The sequence below is a fragment of the Faecalicatena sp. Marseille-Q4148 genome, assembly GCA_018228665.1.
Taxonomy (GTDB): domain Bacteria; phylum Bacillota; class Clostridia; order Lachnospirales; family Lachnospiraceae; genus UBA9414.
This window is the reverse complement of record CP073692.1, coordinates 1,335,586-1,352,663: the sequence shown is the minus strand read 5'-3', so window position 1 is coordinate 1,352,663 and position 17,078 is coordinate 1,335,586. Positions and strand designations below refer to the sequence as shown.

Annotated in this window: 13 protein-coding genes; 11 read left to right on the top strand and 2 right to left on the bottom strand. The window is 42.7% G+C overall.

The annotated features are described in order from the left end of the window. Positions 1 to 96 precede the first annotated feature (96 nt). From KFE17_06400 to clpB, 3 genes are all read left to right on the top strand, one after another. Complete coding sequence (locus KFE17_06400; GenBank protein QUO33354.1) at positions 97 to 1,452, top strand: MFS transporter; 1,356 nt, start codon at positions 97 to 99, stop codon at positions 1,450 to 1,452. 17 nt (positions 1,453 to 1,469) lie between these two features. Continuing rightward, on the top strand, positions 1,470 to 2,240 hold the full coding sequence (locus tag KFE17_06395) for an alpha/beta fold hydrolase (GenBank protein QUO33353.1): 771 nt from the start codon (positions 1,470 to 1,472) through the stop codon (positions 2,238 to 2,240). A gap of 681 nt (positions 2,241 to 2,921) precedes the next feature. Next, entirely contained in the window at positions 2,922 to 5,519 is a 2,598-nt protein-coding gene (gene clpB, locus KFE17_06390; GenBank protein ID QUO33352.1) for an ATP-dependent chaperone ClpB, read from the top strand. A 105-nt stretch (positions 5,520 to 5,624) separates the two neighbouring features. Here clpB and KFE17_06385 read toward each other — a convergent pair whose 3' ends face one another. Beyond that, a complete protein-coding gene (locus KFE17_06385) occupies positions 5,625 to 6,497 on the bottom strand; it encodes a DegV family protein (protein QUO33351.1) in 873 nt (290 codons plus the stop codon). Between the two features lie 164 nt (positions 6,498 to 6,661). Here KFE17_06385 and KFE17_06380 point away from each other — a divergent pair, with 164 nt between their 5' ends. Further along, on the top strand, positions 6,662 to 7,261 hold the full coding sequence (locus KFE17_06380; GenBank protein ID QUO33350.1) for a TetR/AcrR family transcriptional regulator: 600 nt from the start codon (positions 6,662 to 6,664) through the stop codon (positions 7,259 to 7,261). A 1-nt stretch (position 7,262) separates the two neighbouring features. Then, positions 7,263 to 8,504 carry a DNA polymerase IV gene (locus KFE17_06375; GenBank protein QUO33349.1) on the top strand — a complete coding sequence of 414 codons (1,242 nt, stop codon included), beginning with the start codon at positions 7,263 to 7,265 and terminating at the stop codon, positions 8,502 to 8,504. Here the strand turns inward: KFE17_06375 and KFE17_06370 are convergent. Next, a complete protein-coding gene (locus KFE17_06370; protein ID QUO33348.1) occupies positions 8,501 to 9,598 on the bottom strand; it encodes an aminotransferase class I/II-fold pyridoxal phosphate-dependent enzyme in 1,098 nt (365 codons plus the stop codon). The genes KFE17_06375 and KFE17_06370 overlap by 4 nt on opposite strands. A 201-nt stretch (positions 9,599 to 9,799) precedes the next feature. Between KFE17_06370 and KFE17_06365 the strand changes: the two genes are divergently transcribed. From KFE17_06365 to rsmB, 6 genes are all read left to right on the top strand, one after another. Continuing rightward, positions 9,800 to 11,284 carry a UDP-N-acetylmuramoyl-L-alanyl-D-glutamate--2,6-diaminopimelate ligase gene (locus KFE17_06365; protein ID QUO33347.1) on the top strand — a complete coding sequence of 495 codons (1,485 nt, stop codon included), beginning with the start codon at positions 9,800 to 9,802 and terminating at the stop codon, positions 11,282 to 11,284. Then, positions 11,266 to 13,515, top strand: coding sequence for a primosomal protein N' (priA, locus tag KFE17_06360; GenBank protein QUO33346.1), 2,250 nt, complete (start codon positions 11,266 to 11,268; stop codon positions 13,513 to 13,515). The genes KFE17_06365 and priA overlap by 19 nt, the downstream gene beginning before the upstream one ends. 68 nt (positions 13,516 to 13,583) lie before the next feature. Next, positions 13,584 to 14,063, top strand: a complete 480-nt coding sequence (gene def / locus KFE17_06355) for a peptide deformylase (GenBank protein ID QUO33345.1) — start codon at positions 13,584 to 13,586, stop codon at positions 14,061 to 14,063. A gap of 1 nt (position 14,064) precedes the next feature. Beyond that, complete coding sequence (fmt, locus tag KFE17_06350; protein QUO33344.1) at positions 14,065 to 15,009, top strand: methionyl-tRNA formyltransferase; 945 nt, start codon at positions 14,065 to 14,067, stop codon at positions 15,007 to 15,009. A gap of 11 nt (positions 15,010 to 15,020) precedes the next feature. Continuing rightward, positions 15,021 to 15,731 carry a zinc metallopeptidase gene (locus KFE17_06345; protein QUO33343.1) on the top strand — a complete coding sequence of 237 codons (711 nt, stop codon included), beginning with the start codon at positions 15,021 to 15,023 and terminating at the stop codon, positions 15,729 to 15,731. Then, positions 15,724 to 17,076 (top strand): 16S rRNA (cytosine(967)-C(5))-methyltransferase RsmB, encoded by a 1,353-nt coding sequence (gene rsmB, locus KFE17_06340; GenBank protein QUO33342.1) that lies wholly within the window; start codon positions 15,724 to 15,726, stop codon positions 17,074 to 17,076. The genes KFE17_06345 and rsmB overlap by 8 nt, the downstream gene beginning before the upstream one ends. Positions 17,077 to 17,078: the final 2 nt, after the last annotated feature.

The following is a 17,078-nucleotide window of genomic DNA, read 5'->3' as shown; positions in this document are numbered from 1 at the left end:
TAAACAGATTTTTTTGTTATATTGACATAAATGCTTTGACAGTATACAATAACATGTATAATATATACAACAACATATACAAGAAAGGAAAAGAAAATGAAAAAGTATGAAGAAAATGTTGTAAAAGCAATGCCGATGTATATGATGATTTTCATCACATCTGCATCTATCCTAGGAGCATTCAATATTATTTCGCCGCAATTAATGGTAGACTTTAATCTTGAATATTCTGTTGTTTCAATGTTGGCGATGATTGGTCTGTTAGTTATGGGAATAGCTTCTGTAATTTATTCTACCCTATCAGATAATATCAGTATCAGGAAGCTAACTTTGACAGGAATCTTGTTGTTTAATGTGGGAGCTGTTTTGGCAATCGTAGGATCTTATGTTCATTTTTATGTATTTGTAGCTGCTGTGGCTGTAATGGTATGCGGTGGAACATGTGGTTCAGGCTTAATGATCGTGACAGCAACTAAATATCTGTCAGAAGAAAAACATTCAAAATATTATGGCTACAATACGGCGTGTGTTGGAATTTCAGGGGCTGTAGGTATCCTTGCCGGAGGATTTATCTCGACATATATTGGATGGAGAGTGATATTTGCGCTTCCATTTTTATCGTTATTAACAATTCCGTATATAAAGAAATATGTGCCGGATGAGAATGGAAAGTCAGATGAAAAATTAGACATTGTGGGATTGGCATTATTAGGACTGTTCACATTATTTATTTCACTGTTTTTCTCAATCAGTAGCATTGTGATATTAATCATTGCGGCAGCGTTATTGGTATTATTTTTTGTTTACATATCAAAGAATGAGAAAGCTTTTATCAGTATCAACTTTTTTAAAAATAAAAAATTTGTAGTTCTTAATCTGTTGGCATTAGTAGTATTTGGCCTGCAATCTGCATTTGGCTTTGTTTTTCCATTTATGGCACAGGGAATGTATGAAATGGAATTAGCAAAAGTATCGCTTTTAATGTTTCCGACATTCATTGCATCGGTATTGGTAGGGGCCAATAGCGGTAAAATTGTTGAAAAATTAGGAAGCTTTAAAACCTTATCACTTTCAATAACTTGTGCAATTTGTTCATCTGTTATTGCCGCACTGTTAGTAGACAAAGGAGTATTTATGATTGGACTTTCTGCAGTATTATACACAGCTTCATTTGCCTTTACATATGCTCCGTTTATGAAATTGGTAACCGGCACATTAGAAATGAATCAGTTGGGCGTTGGAATTGGCTTTTTTAACCTGATGACCGGAATCGGACCATCGCTATTTATTGCAATCACAGGAAAAATGATGAGTATGCCTTCTTTTACGAAAAATCTTGGATTGGTTGCAAAAGAAGGTGCACTTTACAGTAATATTTTCTTAGTATATGCTGTCCTGCTGATCATATCGATTCTGATTTTGACTTTAAATAAAAAATCATACAAAAAATAGAAAAGGAGAAAATGAATATGAAAGAAAAAGTATTTACATTTGTCAATGAAGGAAGAGAAATTAATGGAGTTATTACTTTGCCGGAAGAAGAAGGAAACTATCCTTTAGTTGTAATGAATCATGGATTTGCCGGAAGCAAAGAAGAAGGAATTGGATTTGTGTCAATTTCAAGAGCGTTGGCAGAACATGGAATTGCAGCAGTACGTTTTGATTTTTCGGGATGCGGAGCATCGGTTGTACCGTTCTCAGAATTCAGCTTGACTCATAACATTTCTGATTCTAATGCTGTGCTAAACTATGTGCTTTCTACAGAGTCTATTGATAAAGAACGATTAGGAATTTTAGGGTACAGTATGGGTGGAAGACTTGCGATTATGGTTACAGATAAGGAATGTAACCCATATAAAGCTATGGCATTGATTGCTCCGGGGGCACAGGAAGCAATGGATTTTGCAGAAATTATGGGCAGCAGAAAGGAAGGTGATAAGATCATCGTAGAATTCTTTGGACAAAAACTAGAACTTGGACAGGAATTTTTAGAAGATGTACGTTCTTCCAATGAGATTATGAAGAATGCTACAAAAAAAGTGGACTCTATTGTATTCTCAGGCACGAACGATGTACTTGTAACTCCGGAAACATGCAAAAGTATATCTGCAAAATTGGAATCTGAATTATTTACATTAGAAGGTGCAGATCATGGTTATGGATTCTTTGAGAATCAGAATATGGATTATGTTAATAAGATTGTAGATGAAACAATTGCATTTTTTGCTGAAAAACTTTAAGACAAATCATAGTGGTAAAAAGTCTATAAATGCTTAACATTGTTTTAGCTTCTCGATAAACTTTTCTGATGCTTTGGAAAATACCTGATATTTTTTCAAAATGCTATGCATGCCCGCTTCTTGCTTTGGAGAAAGCGGGCATGCATAGACTACTTTTTCTTGATATATTGATGATTTTATCTAATCCAACAGCGTATCCCAGCCCTTCTTCAACCATTAAGGACGCATTAAATAAAAGATTGTATGTTGCGACAATGAGAATTCTTTTTGAATCCATGTAGTCAAAACAGTCTGGCTATCCTTTTGAGTGGATATGATCAAAGGCTGTGTCCATAAATCTTCTGGCTCGATAATGGGTTTTTAAGCTAGAGAACAATCTTGTTTTATTAGAACACTCCAAAGATCTTTGCAGGGAAGCACGATGGAATGATATTTTGCATGATCTATATTTCCGAATACAATTCCAAAATCAATCAATCCCTTATCCAACTGTTCTGTTTTCCTAATTCTTCTTTTAGAATAAATATCTTCTGCTTTAAGTTAATGACATTGCGTAAAATCAAGGCTTCACAAATTCTTTACAAAAAATTAGCACTCAATGCTTGACATTGCTAATAACAAGTGTTATATTTCGAGTAGAACAAGAAAACAAGTAAGTTCTGACAGAAGGAGGGACTGATTATGAATATTAATAAATTTACTCAGAATTCACTTCAAGCTGTACAAGGATGCGAGAAGGTTGCATATGAATACGGCAATCAGGAAGTGGAGCAAGAGCATCTGCTCTATTCGTTAGTAACACAGGAAGATGGACTGATTCCCAAATTAATCGAGAAAATGGGGATTCAGGAGTCACTATTTTGTAATCGAGTTGAGGAAGGTCTGCGAAAGCGCACAAAAGTGCAGGGAGGACAGATTTTTATTGGACAGGATTTGAATAAAGCTCTGATTCATGCAGAAGACGAAGCAAAACAGATGGGGGATGAATATGTATCTGTAGAACATCTGTTTTTATCACTGCTGAAATATCCGAACCGGGAATTAAAAGCAATTTTCCGAGAGTTTGGAATTACGAGGGAGACATTTCTTCAAGCGCTTTCAACTGTGCGGGGAAATCAAAAAGTGACGAGCGACAATCCGGAGGCAACCTATGATTCGCTTGCAAAATATGGTACGGATCTTGTGGAACGTGCCAGAGAACAGAAGCTGGATCCGGTAATCGGACGTGACGCAGAGATCCGCAATGTGATCCGGATTCTTTCCCGGAAGACAAAGAACAATCCGGTGCTTATCGGAGAACCCGGCGTTGGTAAGACGGCAGCAGTAGAGGGACTGGCACAAAGAATTGTGAGAGGTGATGTGCCGGAAGGGCTGAAAGATAAAAAGGTATTTGCGCTTGATATGGGAGCGCTTGTGGCAGGAGCAAAGTATCGCGGAGAATTTGAGGAGCGTCTGAAAGCGGTTCTGGAAGAGGTAAAGAACAGTAACGGCAATATCATACTTTTCATCGATGAGCTTCATACGATTGTAGGAGCAGGTAAGACGGAAGGTGCGATGGATGCGGGAAATATGCTGAAGCCGATGCTTGCCAGAGGAGAATTACATTGTATTGGTGCAACGACACTGGACGAGTATCGAAAGTATATTGAGAAAGATGCCGCGCTGGAGAGAAGATTTCAGCCGGTTATGGTAGATGAGCCAAGTGTGGAAGATGCTATTTCGATTTTGCGTGGGTTGAAGGAACGCTATGAAGTATTCCATGGAGTGAAGATTACAGACGGTGCACTCGTGGCAGCAGCAACTTTGTCGAACCGTTATATTTCCGATCGTTTTCTGCCGGACAAGGCAATCGATCTTGTGGATGAGGCATGTGCTCTTATTAAGACAGAGCTGGATTCTATGCCGACAGAGCTGGATGAGCAGCGAAGGAGAATTATGCAGCTTGAGATTGAAGAGGCAGCATTGAAGAAGGAAGAAGACCGTCTGAGTCGGGAGCGGCTGGAACATCTGCAGCAGGAACTGGCAGAGATGCGGGAGGATTTTGCGAAAAAGAAAGCACAGTGGGATAATGAGAAGACCAGTGTTGAGCGTGTCCAGAAAATCCGTGAAGAAATTGAGCAGGTAAATAATGAGATTCAGAAAGCCCAGAGATCTTATGATCTGGAGAAGGCAGCAGAACTTCAATATGGAAAGCTTCCACAGCTGCAGAAACAGCTTGAGGAAGAAGAGCAGCGAATGAAAGAGAAAGATCTGTCGCTGGTGCATGAAAGCGTAACTGATGAGGAAATTGCAAGAATCATTTCCAGATGGACAGGGATTCCGGTTGCGAAACTAAACGAGAGCGAGCGGAGTAAGACACTTCATCTGGATCAGGAGCTCCATAAACGTGTCATTGGACAGGAGGAAGGAGTGACCAAAGTAACTGAGGCCATCATCCGTTCAAAGGCAGGTATTAAAGATCCGACAAAACCAATTGGTTCGTTCTTATTCTTAGGACCAACGGGCGTAGGAAAGACAGAACTTGCAAAGGCGCTCGCAGAAAGTCTTTTTGATGATGAGAGCAGTATGGTGCGTATTGACATGAGCGAGTATATGGAGAAATACTCTGTTTCCCGTCTGATCGGAGCGCCTCCGGGATATGTAGGATATGATGAAGGCGGACAGCTGACAGAAGCAGTCCGGAGAAAACCGTATTCGGTTGTATTGTTTGATGAGGTGGAGAAAGCGCATCCGGATGTATTTAACGTACTGCTTCAAGTGTTGGATGACGGACGGATTACAGATTCACAGGGACGTACAGTTGACTTTAAAAATACAATCCTGATTATGACATCAAATATTGGTTCTTCTTATCTGCTGGAAGGAATTGAGGAGAATGGAGAGATCAAAGAAGAAAGTCAGGAACTTGTGATGCATGAGCTGCGAGCTCATTTCCGACCGGAATTTCTGAACCGTATGGACGAGATTATCATGTTCAAGCCTCTGAGCAAACATAATATTGAATCAATTATTGATCTTCTTGTAGAGGATTTGAATCATCGTCTGGAAGATAAGGAACTTCGGATTGAATTGACACCGGAGGCGAAAGCTTTTGTGGCAGATGGGGGATATGAACCAATGTACGGTGCAAGACCGTTGAAACGTTTCCTGCAAAAACATGTGGAGACATTGGCAGCAAAACTGATTTTGGAAGGAAATGTGGGACGTCAGGATACAATCCTTCTCGATGTAGTTGACGGCGCTTTGCAGGCAAGAGTGAAAGAAGGACTGCGCCGGTAAAAGCGGAAGCGAATAAAGAAGTAAAGAAACAAAAAAATTAAAGAAATAAAAAAGCAAAAGGGAAGAAACAGGCATGATTTGTCTGCGCTTCCCTTTTGTGATAGTTTATGGTTTTACCGGCTTCATACAGGTAACGCCAACGGTACCCGGACCTGTATGGCAGGCAATGCTCAGAGGGAGAACGAAATTCTCCACATGCTTTTCCGGGAAAGCATCCTGTACGATCTGATTCCAGATAGCGCCTTTTTCCGGTGAACCGGAGTAAGCTGTCTGGATGAGAACATCCTCTTCCTGAAATTCTTCGGTAAGATCGCTTCGAATGGCTTCCAACATGGTGTGATAAGCCTTTTTCTGACCGCGAACTTTCCGGAAAGCATCGAGACGCTCGCCTTTAATCTGAAGTACCGGAAGGATGTTTAATGCGCTTCCAAGTGCAGCGGCTGCAGGAGTAATCCGCCCGCCCTTTTTCAGATAGGAAAGAGTTTCTACCGTGAGATAGATATTAGCGTCAAGAGCTGTTTCTTCCAGGCGATTTTTGATCTGCTCTGCGGTGTAACCGGCATCGCGAAGTGTGAGTGCGTCCAGCACAGATTGCCGCTGCGTGGCGGAAATCCGCTTATTATCTACGACAAAAACTTTTTCTTCATAGTCTTTGGCAAGCATCTGCGCGGTGGCACAGGAACCGCTTAGACCGCTGGACATAGGAATGTAAACGATCGTGTCGTGTGATGATAATGCATGATCCCAGAGTTCTGTAAGATCCGCAGGGGAAGGCTGAGAAGTAGAAACAGCTTTTCCGGCATCCTGTGCTTCATAGAAAGCTTCCTGAGATAATGTTTTCCCTTCTAAAAAAAGTTCGTCCTGAATAAAAAATGGCATCGGAAGCAGGAAAATTCCAAGCTGTGCCGCTTCTGCCTGTGTGATGCCGCTGTTTGTATCGGTAATGATTGCGATTCTGGATAATTCTGTCTGATTCATAAAACACTCCTGGTAATAAAATAAGAAAGCTCTTATTTTGATAAAATGAAATTAGAACAGTGTTACAAATTGAGATTATACTCTACACGGTCATTGATTGTCAACAGAAATCCATGTATAATAACATCAGAAATTATGGGAACGATAGTGGAGGAGATGGTTAAGTGGCAAGAGGAACTTACAAATGCGCAAAAGAAACAAAAAAACGTCTTCTTGAGACTGTGATTGAACTCGTAAAAGAAAAAGGATATGCAAATGTATCAGTAAGAGATATTTGCAGAGCAGCAGAAGTATCCAGCGGCTCATTCTATCATCATTATCCATCAAAGGAGGCGCTTGTTCTGGATGCATATTATCATATTGATCAATATGTAACGAAAGAATTTATAGAAAAGTGTGAGAAACAGCCTCCGAGAGACAGTATCCGCAGTTTGCTTGGATTATATTTGAAGTTGATTGATGAAGAAATCGGGCTTCTTGTGAAAGAGTATTATCGGGTTATGCTGGAAGGAATGAATATTTCTGCATTGGACCCGCATCGTCCTTATTATCAGGCGCTTTGTGCGCAGGCAGAGAGAGGGATTCAGGACGGAAGTTTTCGCGGAGAGTGCGAGGCGAAAGAGATTGCAGAATATTTTATGCGTTTTTTGCGGTCGGAGATTTTTGATTGGGCAATTCACGGAGGGGAATATAATCTGGTGGCACAGTTTGTTAAGGATTATGAATGGGCGCTTCGGGGAATTGCGGCAAGTGAGGAGAGATAGTATGCCCGGAATTATTTTTCATATTGATGTTAATTCAGCATATTTGAGCTGGACAGCGGTAGAGCAGATAAAGCAGGGAGCAGAATGTGATATCCGCACAGTTCCGTCTATCATTGGAGGAGATCAGAAGTCCAGACACGGTGTTGTACTGGCAAAATCCATTCCGGCGAAGCGCTATGGAATCCATACGGGTGAGCCGGTTGTGAATGCACTTCGTAAATGTCCGCAGCTATTAATGTTTCCGCCGGATCATAAGATGTATGCGGTTTACAGTAAAGCGCTTATGGAGTTTTTAAAAAGTTATACACCGGATCTGGAGCAGGTAAGCGTAGATGAATGTTATCTTGATTTTACCGGGATCGCACATCGCTTCCAGTCGCCGGTGGCAGCGGCAATTGAGATTAAGGATCGTATTTATGAACAGTTTGGCTTCACTGTGAATATAGGAATTTCATCGGTAAAGCTTTTGGCAAAAATGGCGTCTGATTTTCAGAAACCGAACCGGGTACACACATTATTTCCGGAAGAAATAAAAGAAAAAATGTGGCCGCTTCCAATCCGGGAATTATACATGGCGGGGAAATCCAGTGTGGATGTGCTTGAAAAACTGGAGATTCGCACGATTGGAGAATTGGCGCAGGCAGATCCGGAGCTGCTTCAGATTCATTTGAAGAGTCATGGAAAACTTTTATGGGAGTTTGCGAATGGCATTGATCTGACTCCGGTGCAGACGAAGCGGGTGGAAGCAAAAGGAATTGGAAATTCGACAACGCTTTCGAAAGATATTATAGAAGGGGAAGAGGCAAGAAAAATATTGCTTTCGTTATCAGAAAGTGTCGGAAATCGTTTGCGCCAGGCAAAACAAAAAGCAGGAATGATAAGTGTTGAAATAAAATACTATGATTTTAGAAGTGTTTCTCATCAAAAACAGCTTTCAAGAGAAACAAATGCAGATACAGTAATTTATCAGGCAGCCTGTGAGCTTTTTGAAGAACTCTGGAGCAAAGAACCGATCCGTCTTCTCGGTGTACGGACTTCAAAGCTGGTAGATGAAGGAGAACCGGAGCAGCTTTCGATTTTCGATATTCAGTATGATAAACCAAAAGATGAGAAACACAAAAAGCTCGACAAAGCGCTGGATGAAATCCGGAAACGCTTTGGCGAGCAGGCGGTCATGCGCGGAACTTTTCTGGATTCAGAACTCAAAAAATCAAACTCCGGACAAAAGCGATCTGAGGATTAGGAGAAGGTTTCCCGGAAAAATTGAATCAACAGATCATTTTGTTCCGGCATCTGCAGACAGAAACGAATATGATTGTGGGAGAGCCCCGGAAAGGAACTGCAGTTTCGGAGCATCATATTACGGTGGATCGCCATTTCAAAGGTATCTTCTGAAGAAATAGAAGGATCCAGAATGCGCAGTAATACAAAATTAGATGACATTGGATATACATGAAGCCTGTGAATCTCTTTCAGAAGATGCAGAACACGTCTGCGTTCATTTGCAATGAATGTCTGTGTCTGTTTGATAAATGTCCGGTCTTCAAATAATGCACTGCCGCATACGGCAGCAATAGAGTGCACATTCCATGGATTGAGAGACTGGCAGATATATGTCAGCAGTTCTTCGTTGGAAGTTACACCATATCCGAGACGAAGACCTGGCGCAGAGAAAAACTTGGAGACACCTCTGATTACAAATAAGTTTACAAACTCGTTAGTCAACTGTATTGCATTGACTTCTTCTTCGTTTTCGGTAAATTCTATATATGTTTCATCAACCAGCACCATGATATTGTGACGCTGGCAATGAGCAAGTATGCTGCGAAGCTGATCCTGTGTCCATAGAGTTCCGGTAGGATTGTTTGGATTACATAAAATGAGGAGATCGTAGTCTTCCGTCAGCGCACGAATCAATGCGGAAGGATTGGGGCGAAAATCATCTTCCTGGGATAAATAGAAAGAATGAATTTCTCCATGATGAAGCCGTATCTCACGTTCGTATTCAGAATATGTCGGTTGAATCAACAGTGCCTTTTTTGGATGGATGCCCTGAATTAAGAGTGAAATTAATTCAGTTGCACCGCTTCCGATCAGAAGGTGTTCAGGAACGGTATGACAGTATGAGGCGATAGCATGTTTGAGTGTGGTATAGTTTCGGTCAGGATAACTGCAGACACAGGTAATATGCTGTGCCACGGCTGCCTGAAATGCCTCAGAAAGACCGAGAGGATTTACATTGGAGCTGTAATTAATGATATCATTCTGGGAAATATGATAATAGGCAGCAATTGTTTCCAGGTCACTTCCGTGAAATTGGGGCTGATTTGACTGCATGGAAATTCCTCCTTTGATAAATAATTAAAATAGTTTTTCTTTATATTATAATATGTTTTTTCAGAAGGGGAAAGGGTGGAATTTATTTGACGCGGCATATAAATCAGTGGTATCTTAATAGAGTGCAGAAAGGTCTTTGCTCCGCTTGCGGATTCGAGAATTTCTGTATATAAAATTTGAGGAAAAAGAGGCTGATCGTATATGAAATTAAGCAGATTATTAGAGCGTATAGAATACTCTGTCGTGCAGGGAAGCGACAGCATTGAAATTACTGAGTTGACAAATGATTCGAGAAAGGTCGTGCCGGGATCTGTCTTTGTCTGTATCAGCGGCGCAGTTGTGGATGGCCATGATTTTATTCCGGAGGTAACAGAAAAAGGGGCGATAGCTCTGATTGTAGAGAAGGATGTGACTGCTCCGCCGGAAGTAACGGTTATTCGGGTAGATGATACGAGATATGCACTGGCGCTGGCATCGGCAGCTTACTTTGGATATCCGGCAGAACAGCTGCGCGTCATTGGAATTACCGGAACAAAGGGAAAGACAACGACAACGTATATGGTGAAATCTATTTTGGAGCAAGTTGGCCATAAAGTGGGGCTGATCGGAACGATTGAGGCGATTATCGGAGATAAAGTGATTCCGGCAAAGAATACAACACCGGAATCTTTTACGATTCATCAGTACTTTCGGGAAATGGTTGAAGCAGGATGCGACAGCGTTGTGATGGAAGTATCTTCACAGGGGCTGATGCTCCACCGTACCGCCGGAATTCTATTTGAGATCGGTATTTTTACAAATCTTGGGGAAGATCACATTGGACCGAATGAACATAAAGATTTTGAGGACTATAAAAGATGTAAAGGGCTTTTATTCAAGCAGTGCAGACTGGGAATTGCTAATGCGGATGATCCGTATTTTAAAGATGTTTTCCGGGATGCCACATGCAAGATTGAAACCTTTGGATTTAGCGAAGAGGCAGATCTTCGGGCAGAACAGACAAAATTGGTTCATAAGCCGGGGTATCTCGGAATTGCCTATCATGCAGCGGGAACGATGGATTTTGATGTGGAGATTGATATTCCGGGGAAATTCAATGTGTACAATTCTTTAACAGCGATCGCTGTCTGCAGACATTTTAATGTACCGACACATGTAATCCAGAAAGCGCTGAAGTATGCCAAAGTAAAAGGACGCACAGAGATGGTCAAAGTATCAGATGAATTTACACTGATGCTTGATTATGCGCACAATGCCATGAGTCTTGAGAGCCTTTTGATGACATTGAAGGAATATAATCCGAAACGTCTTGTCTGCGTATTTGGATGCGGTGGAAACCGTTCTAAGACGCGGCGCTATGAAATGGGAGAGGTATCCGGCCGACTTGCAGATCTGACGATTATCACATCAGATAATCCGAGATTTGAAGAGCCGCAGGCGATTATTGATGATATTAAAATCGGAATTGAAAAAACAGATGGAATTTATGTGGAAATTTGTGACCGGAAAGAAGCGATCCGCTATGCGATCCGCCACGGACAGCCGGGAGATATTATTATTCTGGCAGGAAAAGGACATGAAGATTATCAGGAAATCCGAGGAGTAAAATATCCAATGGATGAAAGAGTTCTGATCGCTGAGATTTTAAAAGAAGAGGAGAGTGATTCATGTACGCCCGAATTATAGTGGACATTACGCATGAAAAGCTGGATAGAGTATTTGAATACAGCATCCCTTCCGATTTGGAAGGGATGCTTAAAGTCGGTACAGAGGTTCTTGTGCCTTTTGGGCGGGGTAACAAGGAGACGAGAGGATATATCGTTGGATTTTCAAAGATTTGTGAATTTGATCCGGAGAAGGTAAAATCAATATCCGGAATTTGTGAAGACGGCATAGATATTACTGCGCGTCTGGTGGCGCTTGCGGCCTGGATGAAAGAGCATTACGGAGGGACGATGATTCAGGCGCTGAAGACGGTGCTTCCGATTAAAAAGAAAGAACGTGTGAAAGAAAAACGCTATGTCAGGAGAACGGTTTCAAAAGAAGAAGGAGAAAGGTATCTGGAGCAGTTTTTGGGGCAGCATCAGCAGGCAAGAGCAAGGCTGATGGCGGCGTTTCTGGATGATGAAGTTATTGCGTATGAATTACTGAAGCGTAAGCTGAATATTACAAAGACGGTAGTTGATGCGCTAAAGGAGAGAGGACTTCTGACGATTGAGACAGAACAGGAATTTCGTAATCCAATCCGGGCAACAGCGCAGGAACAAAATACAGTCCCATTGATTTATACGGAAGAACAACAAAATGCAATTCATTGTTTTTGCAGGGATTATGAAGCGGGAATTAAGGGAACTTATCTGGTACATGGGGTTACCGGAAGCGGAAAGACGGAAGTCTATATTGAGATGATCCGGAAAGTTGTAGAAGACGGAAAACAAGCTATTGTGCTGATTCCGGAGATTGCTTTGACCTATCAGACAGTTATGCGGTTTTATCGGAAGTTTGGAGAGAGAGTATCCATTCTGAATTCCAGGATGTCGGCAGGAGAGCGGTTTGACCAAATGGAACGCGCCAAAAAAGGAGAACTGGATGTGATGATCGGACCGCGGTCAGCGCTGTTTACGCCCTTTCCGGCATTGGGACTGATCGTGATCGATGAGGAGCATGAAGGAACTTATAAGAGTGAACAAACGCCGCGTTACCACGCAAGAGAAACTGCGGAAGCGCGGGCTGCGCTTGAGGGAGCAAGTGTTGTGCTTGGCTCTGCCACCCCATCGCTGGAATCTTATTACCGGGCAGAAAAGGGAGAATATAAGCTCCTGACGTTGCAGAACAGAGCAACCAGGCAGAAGCTTCCGGAGACGGAAATTGTAGATCTCAGAGAGGAACTCAGAAAAGGGAACAGGTCAATTTTAAGTGAGCGCCTGCATGAATTAATGGAGGACAGGCTTCGCAGAAGAGAGCAGAGTATACTTTTCTTAAATCGGAGAGGATATGCGGGCTTCCTGGCTTGCAGGTCCTGTGGATATGTAGTAAAATGTCCTCACTGTGATATTTCGCTTTCTTCACACAGAAATGGAAAGTTGGTCTGCCATTATTGTGGTTATGAAACACAGATGATCCATGCCTGCCCGGAATGTGGCTCAGTGCATATTGGCGCTTTTCGGGCAGGGACGCAGCAGATTGAGGAACTTGTGAAGCGGGAATTTCCCGAAGCGCGCGTGCTGCGGATGGATATGGATACAACAAAAACAAAGGATGGGCATGAAAAGATTTTATCTGCGTTTGCCAATGAGGAGGCAGATATTCTGATCGGTACTCAGATGATCGTAAAAGGGCATGATTTTCCGAAAGTAACGCTTGTGGGAATTCTGGCGGCAGATATGTCGCTTTACACCGATGATTACCGCGCAGGAGAGCGCACCTTTCAGCTTCTTGTGCAGGCAGCAGGCCGGGCAGGCCGGGGAGAACTGGCAGGAAGTGTTGTGATTCAGACATATAGTCCGGAGCATTACAGTATTGTAGATGCAGCAAAGCAGGATTATGAACAATTTTATAAGGAAGAGATGAAATATCGGAGTTTGATGGGGTATCCGCCGGCAGAGCAGTTGATGGCAGTATTGCTGTCATCGGAAGATGAATTGCTTCTGGAACGGGGATGCCGTTATTTGAAAGAGTATATGCAGATGCTTTTGAAAAAGCAAAAGAAAGAAGAGATACGCATGGAGATCATTGGGCCGGCCAGTCCTTATGTCGGTAAGGTAAATGATGTGTATCGGCGGATCATTTATGTGAAAAGTGAGACGGAAGGCGCGCTGATTGAAGTAAAAGATCAGGCAGAAGCATATATTGAGATCAATGAAGGTTACCGAAAAATACGGATTCAGTTTGATCTGAATCCAATGGGAGTTTTTTAACTGCTGACAGCAGAGGTATGTTTGTAATATCAATAGTCATAAAAACAACAGACAGGGAGGAATTGGATATGGCAATTAGAAAAATCCGTGAAATCGGAGATGAAGTATTAACAAAAGTTTGTAAACCGGTAGACAAGATGACGCTGCGCACAAAGATTCTGATCGATGATATGTTAGATACGATGTATGAGGCATATGGTGTAGGTCTTGCAGCGCCTCAGGTTGGTATTTTAAAACGACTTGTTGTTATTGATGTCGGAGAAGGCCCGATTGTCCTTGTGAATCCGGAGATCATTGAAACATCCGGAGAGCAGACAGGAGAGGAAGGCTGTTTAAGTGTTCCGGGGAAATCAGGAACAGTCACTCGTCCAAATGTAGTTAAGATCCGGGCGCTTGACCAGGATATGAAACCATTTGAGATGGAAGGAGAAGGTCTGCTTGCAAGAGCTTTCTGCCATGAGATTGAACATCTGGATGGAATTCTTTATGTAGCACATGTGGAAGGGGAGCTTCACGATGTGGAAGCGCCGGAACCGGAGGAAGAATAAAATGAGAGTAATATTTATGGGAACACCGGAGTTCTCTGTTGGAACACTGGAAGCGCTTGTAGCGGCAGGGCATGAAGTGGTGTTGGCGGTCACACAGCCGGACAAACCAAAGGGACGAGGAAAAGAAATGCAGTTTACTCCGGTAAAGATTGCAGCAGAGAAACATGGGATTCCGGTTTATCAGCCGAAGAGAATCCGCAATGCAGAATGTATTGAAGAACTGAAGAAATACGAAGCAGATATTATGGTTGTAATTGCATTTGGCCAGATTCTTCCGAAAGAGATACTGGAACTGACGCCATATGGCTGCGTGAATGTGCATGCTTCTCTTCTTCCGAAGTATCGCGGTGCGGCTCCGATCCAGTGGGCGGTTATTAATGGCGAGACAGTCAGCGGAGTTACAACGATGCAGATGGATGAAGGGCTGGATACAGGAGATATGCTGCTGAAAACAGAGGTTGCGCTGGAACCGAAAGAAACAGGAGAGAGTCTTCATGACAAGCTGGCGGCAGCGGGAGCAGCACTCTGTGTTGAGACGTTAAAGGGACTTGAGGAGCATACAATTGTTCCGGAGAAACAGGGAGATTCTCCAACGGCATATGCGAAGATGCTGGATAAGAAAATGGGAGAAATTGACTGGACACAGGATGCCAAAGCAATTGAACAGCTGATCCGCGGGCTCAATTCCTGGCCAAGTGCTTATACACAATGGGATGGAAAGGTTATGAAAATCTGGGCGGCAGATGTGACAGACACAGCGTCCGGGAAAGCACCGGGCACTGTAGTAAAAGTTACAAAAGAAGGATTTGAAGTGCAGACAGGAAAGGGAAGCCTTCTGATTCAGGAACTTCAGATCCCGGGAAAGAAACGTATGGACAGCGCTTCGTTTATGCGGGGATACCAAATTGCAGAAGGAATGATGCTTGGGGGAGCACATTGTAATTAGGAGGGAACAGTATGTTTTATTATCCAATGTATTTTGATCCAACGTATATTTTAGTTTTCATCGGTGTAGTGCTCAGTCTTCTTGCATCGGCGAAAGTAAAATCGACTTATGCGAAGTATTCGTATATTCAGAACCGGGCAGGGCTGACCGGGCGTGAGGCAGCAGAGCGTATACTTAGACAGGCAGGTATTTATGATGTTCGGGTAGAACATGTTTCGGGACAGCTGACAGACCATTATGATCCAAGAAGAAAAGTGCTTCGACTTTCGGATGCGACTTATGGATCAACCTCTGTGGCAGCAGTAGGAGTTGCCGCACATGAGTGTGGTCATGCACTTCAACATGCCGGCAGCTATGCACCGCTTACGATTCGCGGGGCGCTTGTTCCGGTGGCAAACTTTGGTTCTGCAATTGCGTGGCCGTTAATCGTAATGGGCCTATTTATTAGAGGAGAAAGTGCTTCCTGGCTGATCAATATCGGGATTCTTGCGTTTTCTATGGCAGTGCTTTTTCAGATTATAACACTTCCGGTAGAGTTCAATGCATCCGGTCGCGCAATCCGGATTTTAGGTTCTACGGGAATGCTTGCGGAAGATGAACTAGGAGCTGCAAAGAAAGTACTTGGAGCGGCAGCCCTTACTTATGTGGCTGGAGCGGCAGGAGCTATTTTGCAGCTTCTCAGAATTCTGCTCCTGACAGGAGGAAGAAGGGACAATGACTAAAGAAATCAATGAGAGAGAACTTGTGCTGGAAATTCTTCTTGAAATTATGCGGGACCATGTAAAAAGTCATGTGGCGCTTCAGAATACGCTTGGGAAATACCAGTACCTGGAGAAACGGGAGCGTGCATTTATTACAAGAGTGACAGAGGGAACGCTCGAACATATGATAGAGATTGATTATATTCTGAATCAGTTTTCCAGTGTAAAAGTAAACAAAATGAAACCGGTCATCCGGATGATTTTAAGAAGCGCTGTATATCAGATGTGTTATATGGACAGCGTTCCGGATTCTGCAGTCTGCAATGAGGCGGTAAAACTTGCTGTAAAGAAAGGCTTCCGGAATCTGAAAGGTTTCGTCAATGGTGTATTAAGAACTGTGGGACGGAATAAAGATCAGGTAAAATGGCCGGATGAGAAAGATGCAGTGACTTATCTTTCTGTCCGCTATTCCATTCCGGAGTGGATGACAGAACAATTCCTGAAACAGTATGGACGTGAAATCACAGAAAAGATATTTGGAGATTTTCAGAAAGAAAAACCGCTGACAATCCGGTGTAATCTTCAGAAGCAGACACCTGAGAAACTTGCAGAGCTGCTTCAGGAAGAAGGCGTGAATGTGAAACCACATCCATATCTGCCTTATGCATATTGGATTAGCGGATTTGACTATCTCGGAAGCCTTAAGAGCTTTCAGGATGGTGCATTTCAAGTTCAGGATCTGAGTTCCATGCTTGTGACAGAGATTGCAGCACCGAAAAAGGGAGACCATGTAATCGATGTGTGTGCGGCGCCGGGAGGAAAAGCGCTTCACATGGCAGAAAAACTGGAAGGGACAGGACTTGTGGAAGCAAGAGATCTGACCGCTTATAAAACAGAACTGATTGAAGAAAATGTAATGCGTCTTGGCTTTGAAAACGTAACTGTTTCCTGCCAGGATGCAACTGTGCCGGTTTTGGAATCGGAAGGAAGAGCAGATATTGTAATTGCAGATCTTCCATGTTCCGGACTTGGCGTGCTTGGAAAAAAGACAGATTTAAAATACAATATTACACAGGAAATGCAAAAAGAGCTTGTAAAGCTGCAAAGAGAGATTTTGACAGTAGTCCGGACATATGTAAAACCGGGAGGGAAATTAATCTACAGCACTTGTACGCTGAACAGAGAAGAAAATGAAGAGAATGTAAGCTGGTTTCTGGAAGCTGCGCCGGAATTTCTTCCGGTTTCACTTTCAGAGGCAGTTTGTGACAGCTTAAAATCAGCAGTTGAAGGAAATATGCTGAAGCTTCTGCCGGGCATACATAAAAGTGATGGATTTTTTATTTCAGCATTTCAAAAAAAGGAGTAGAA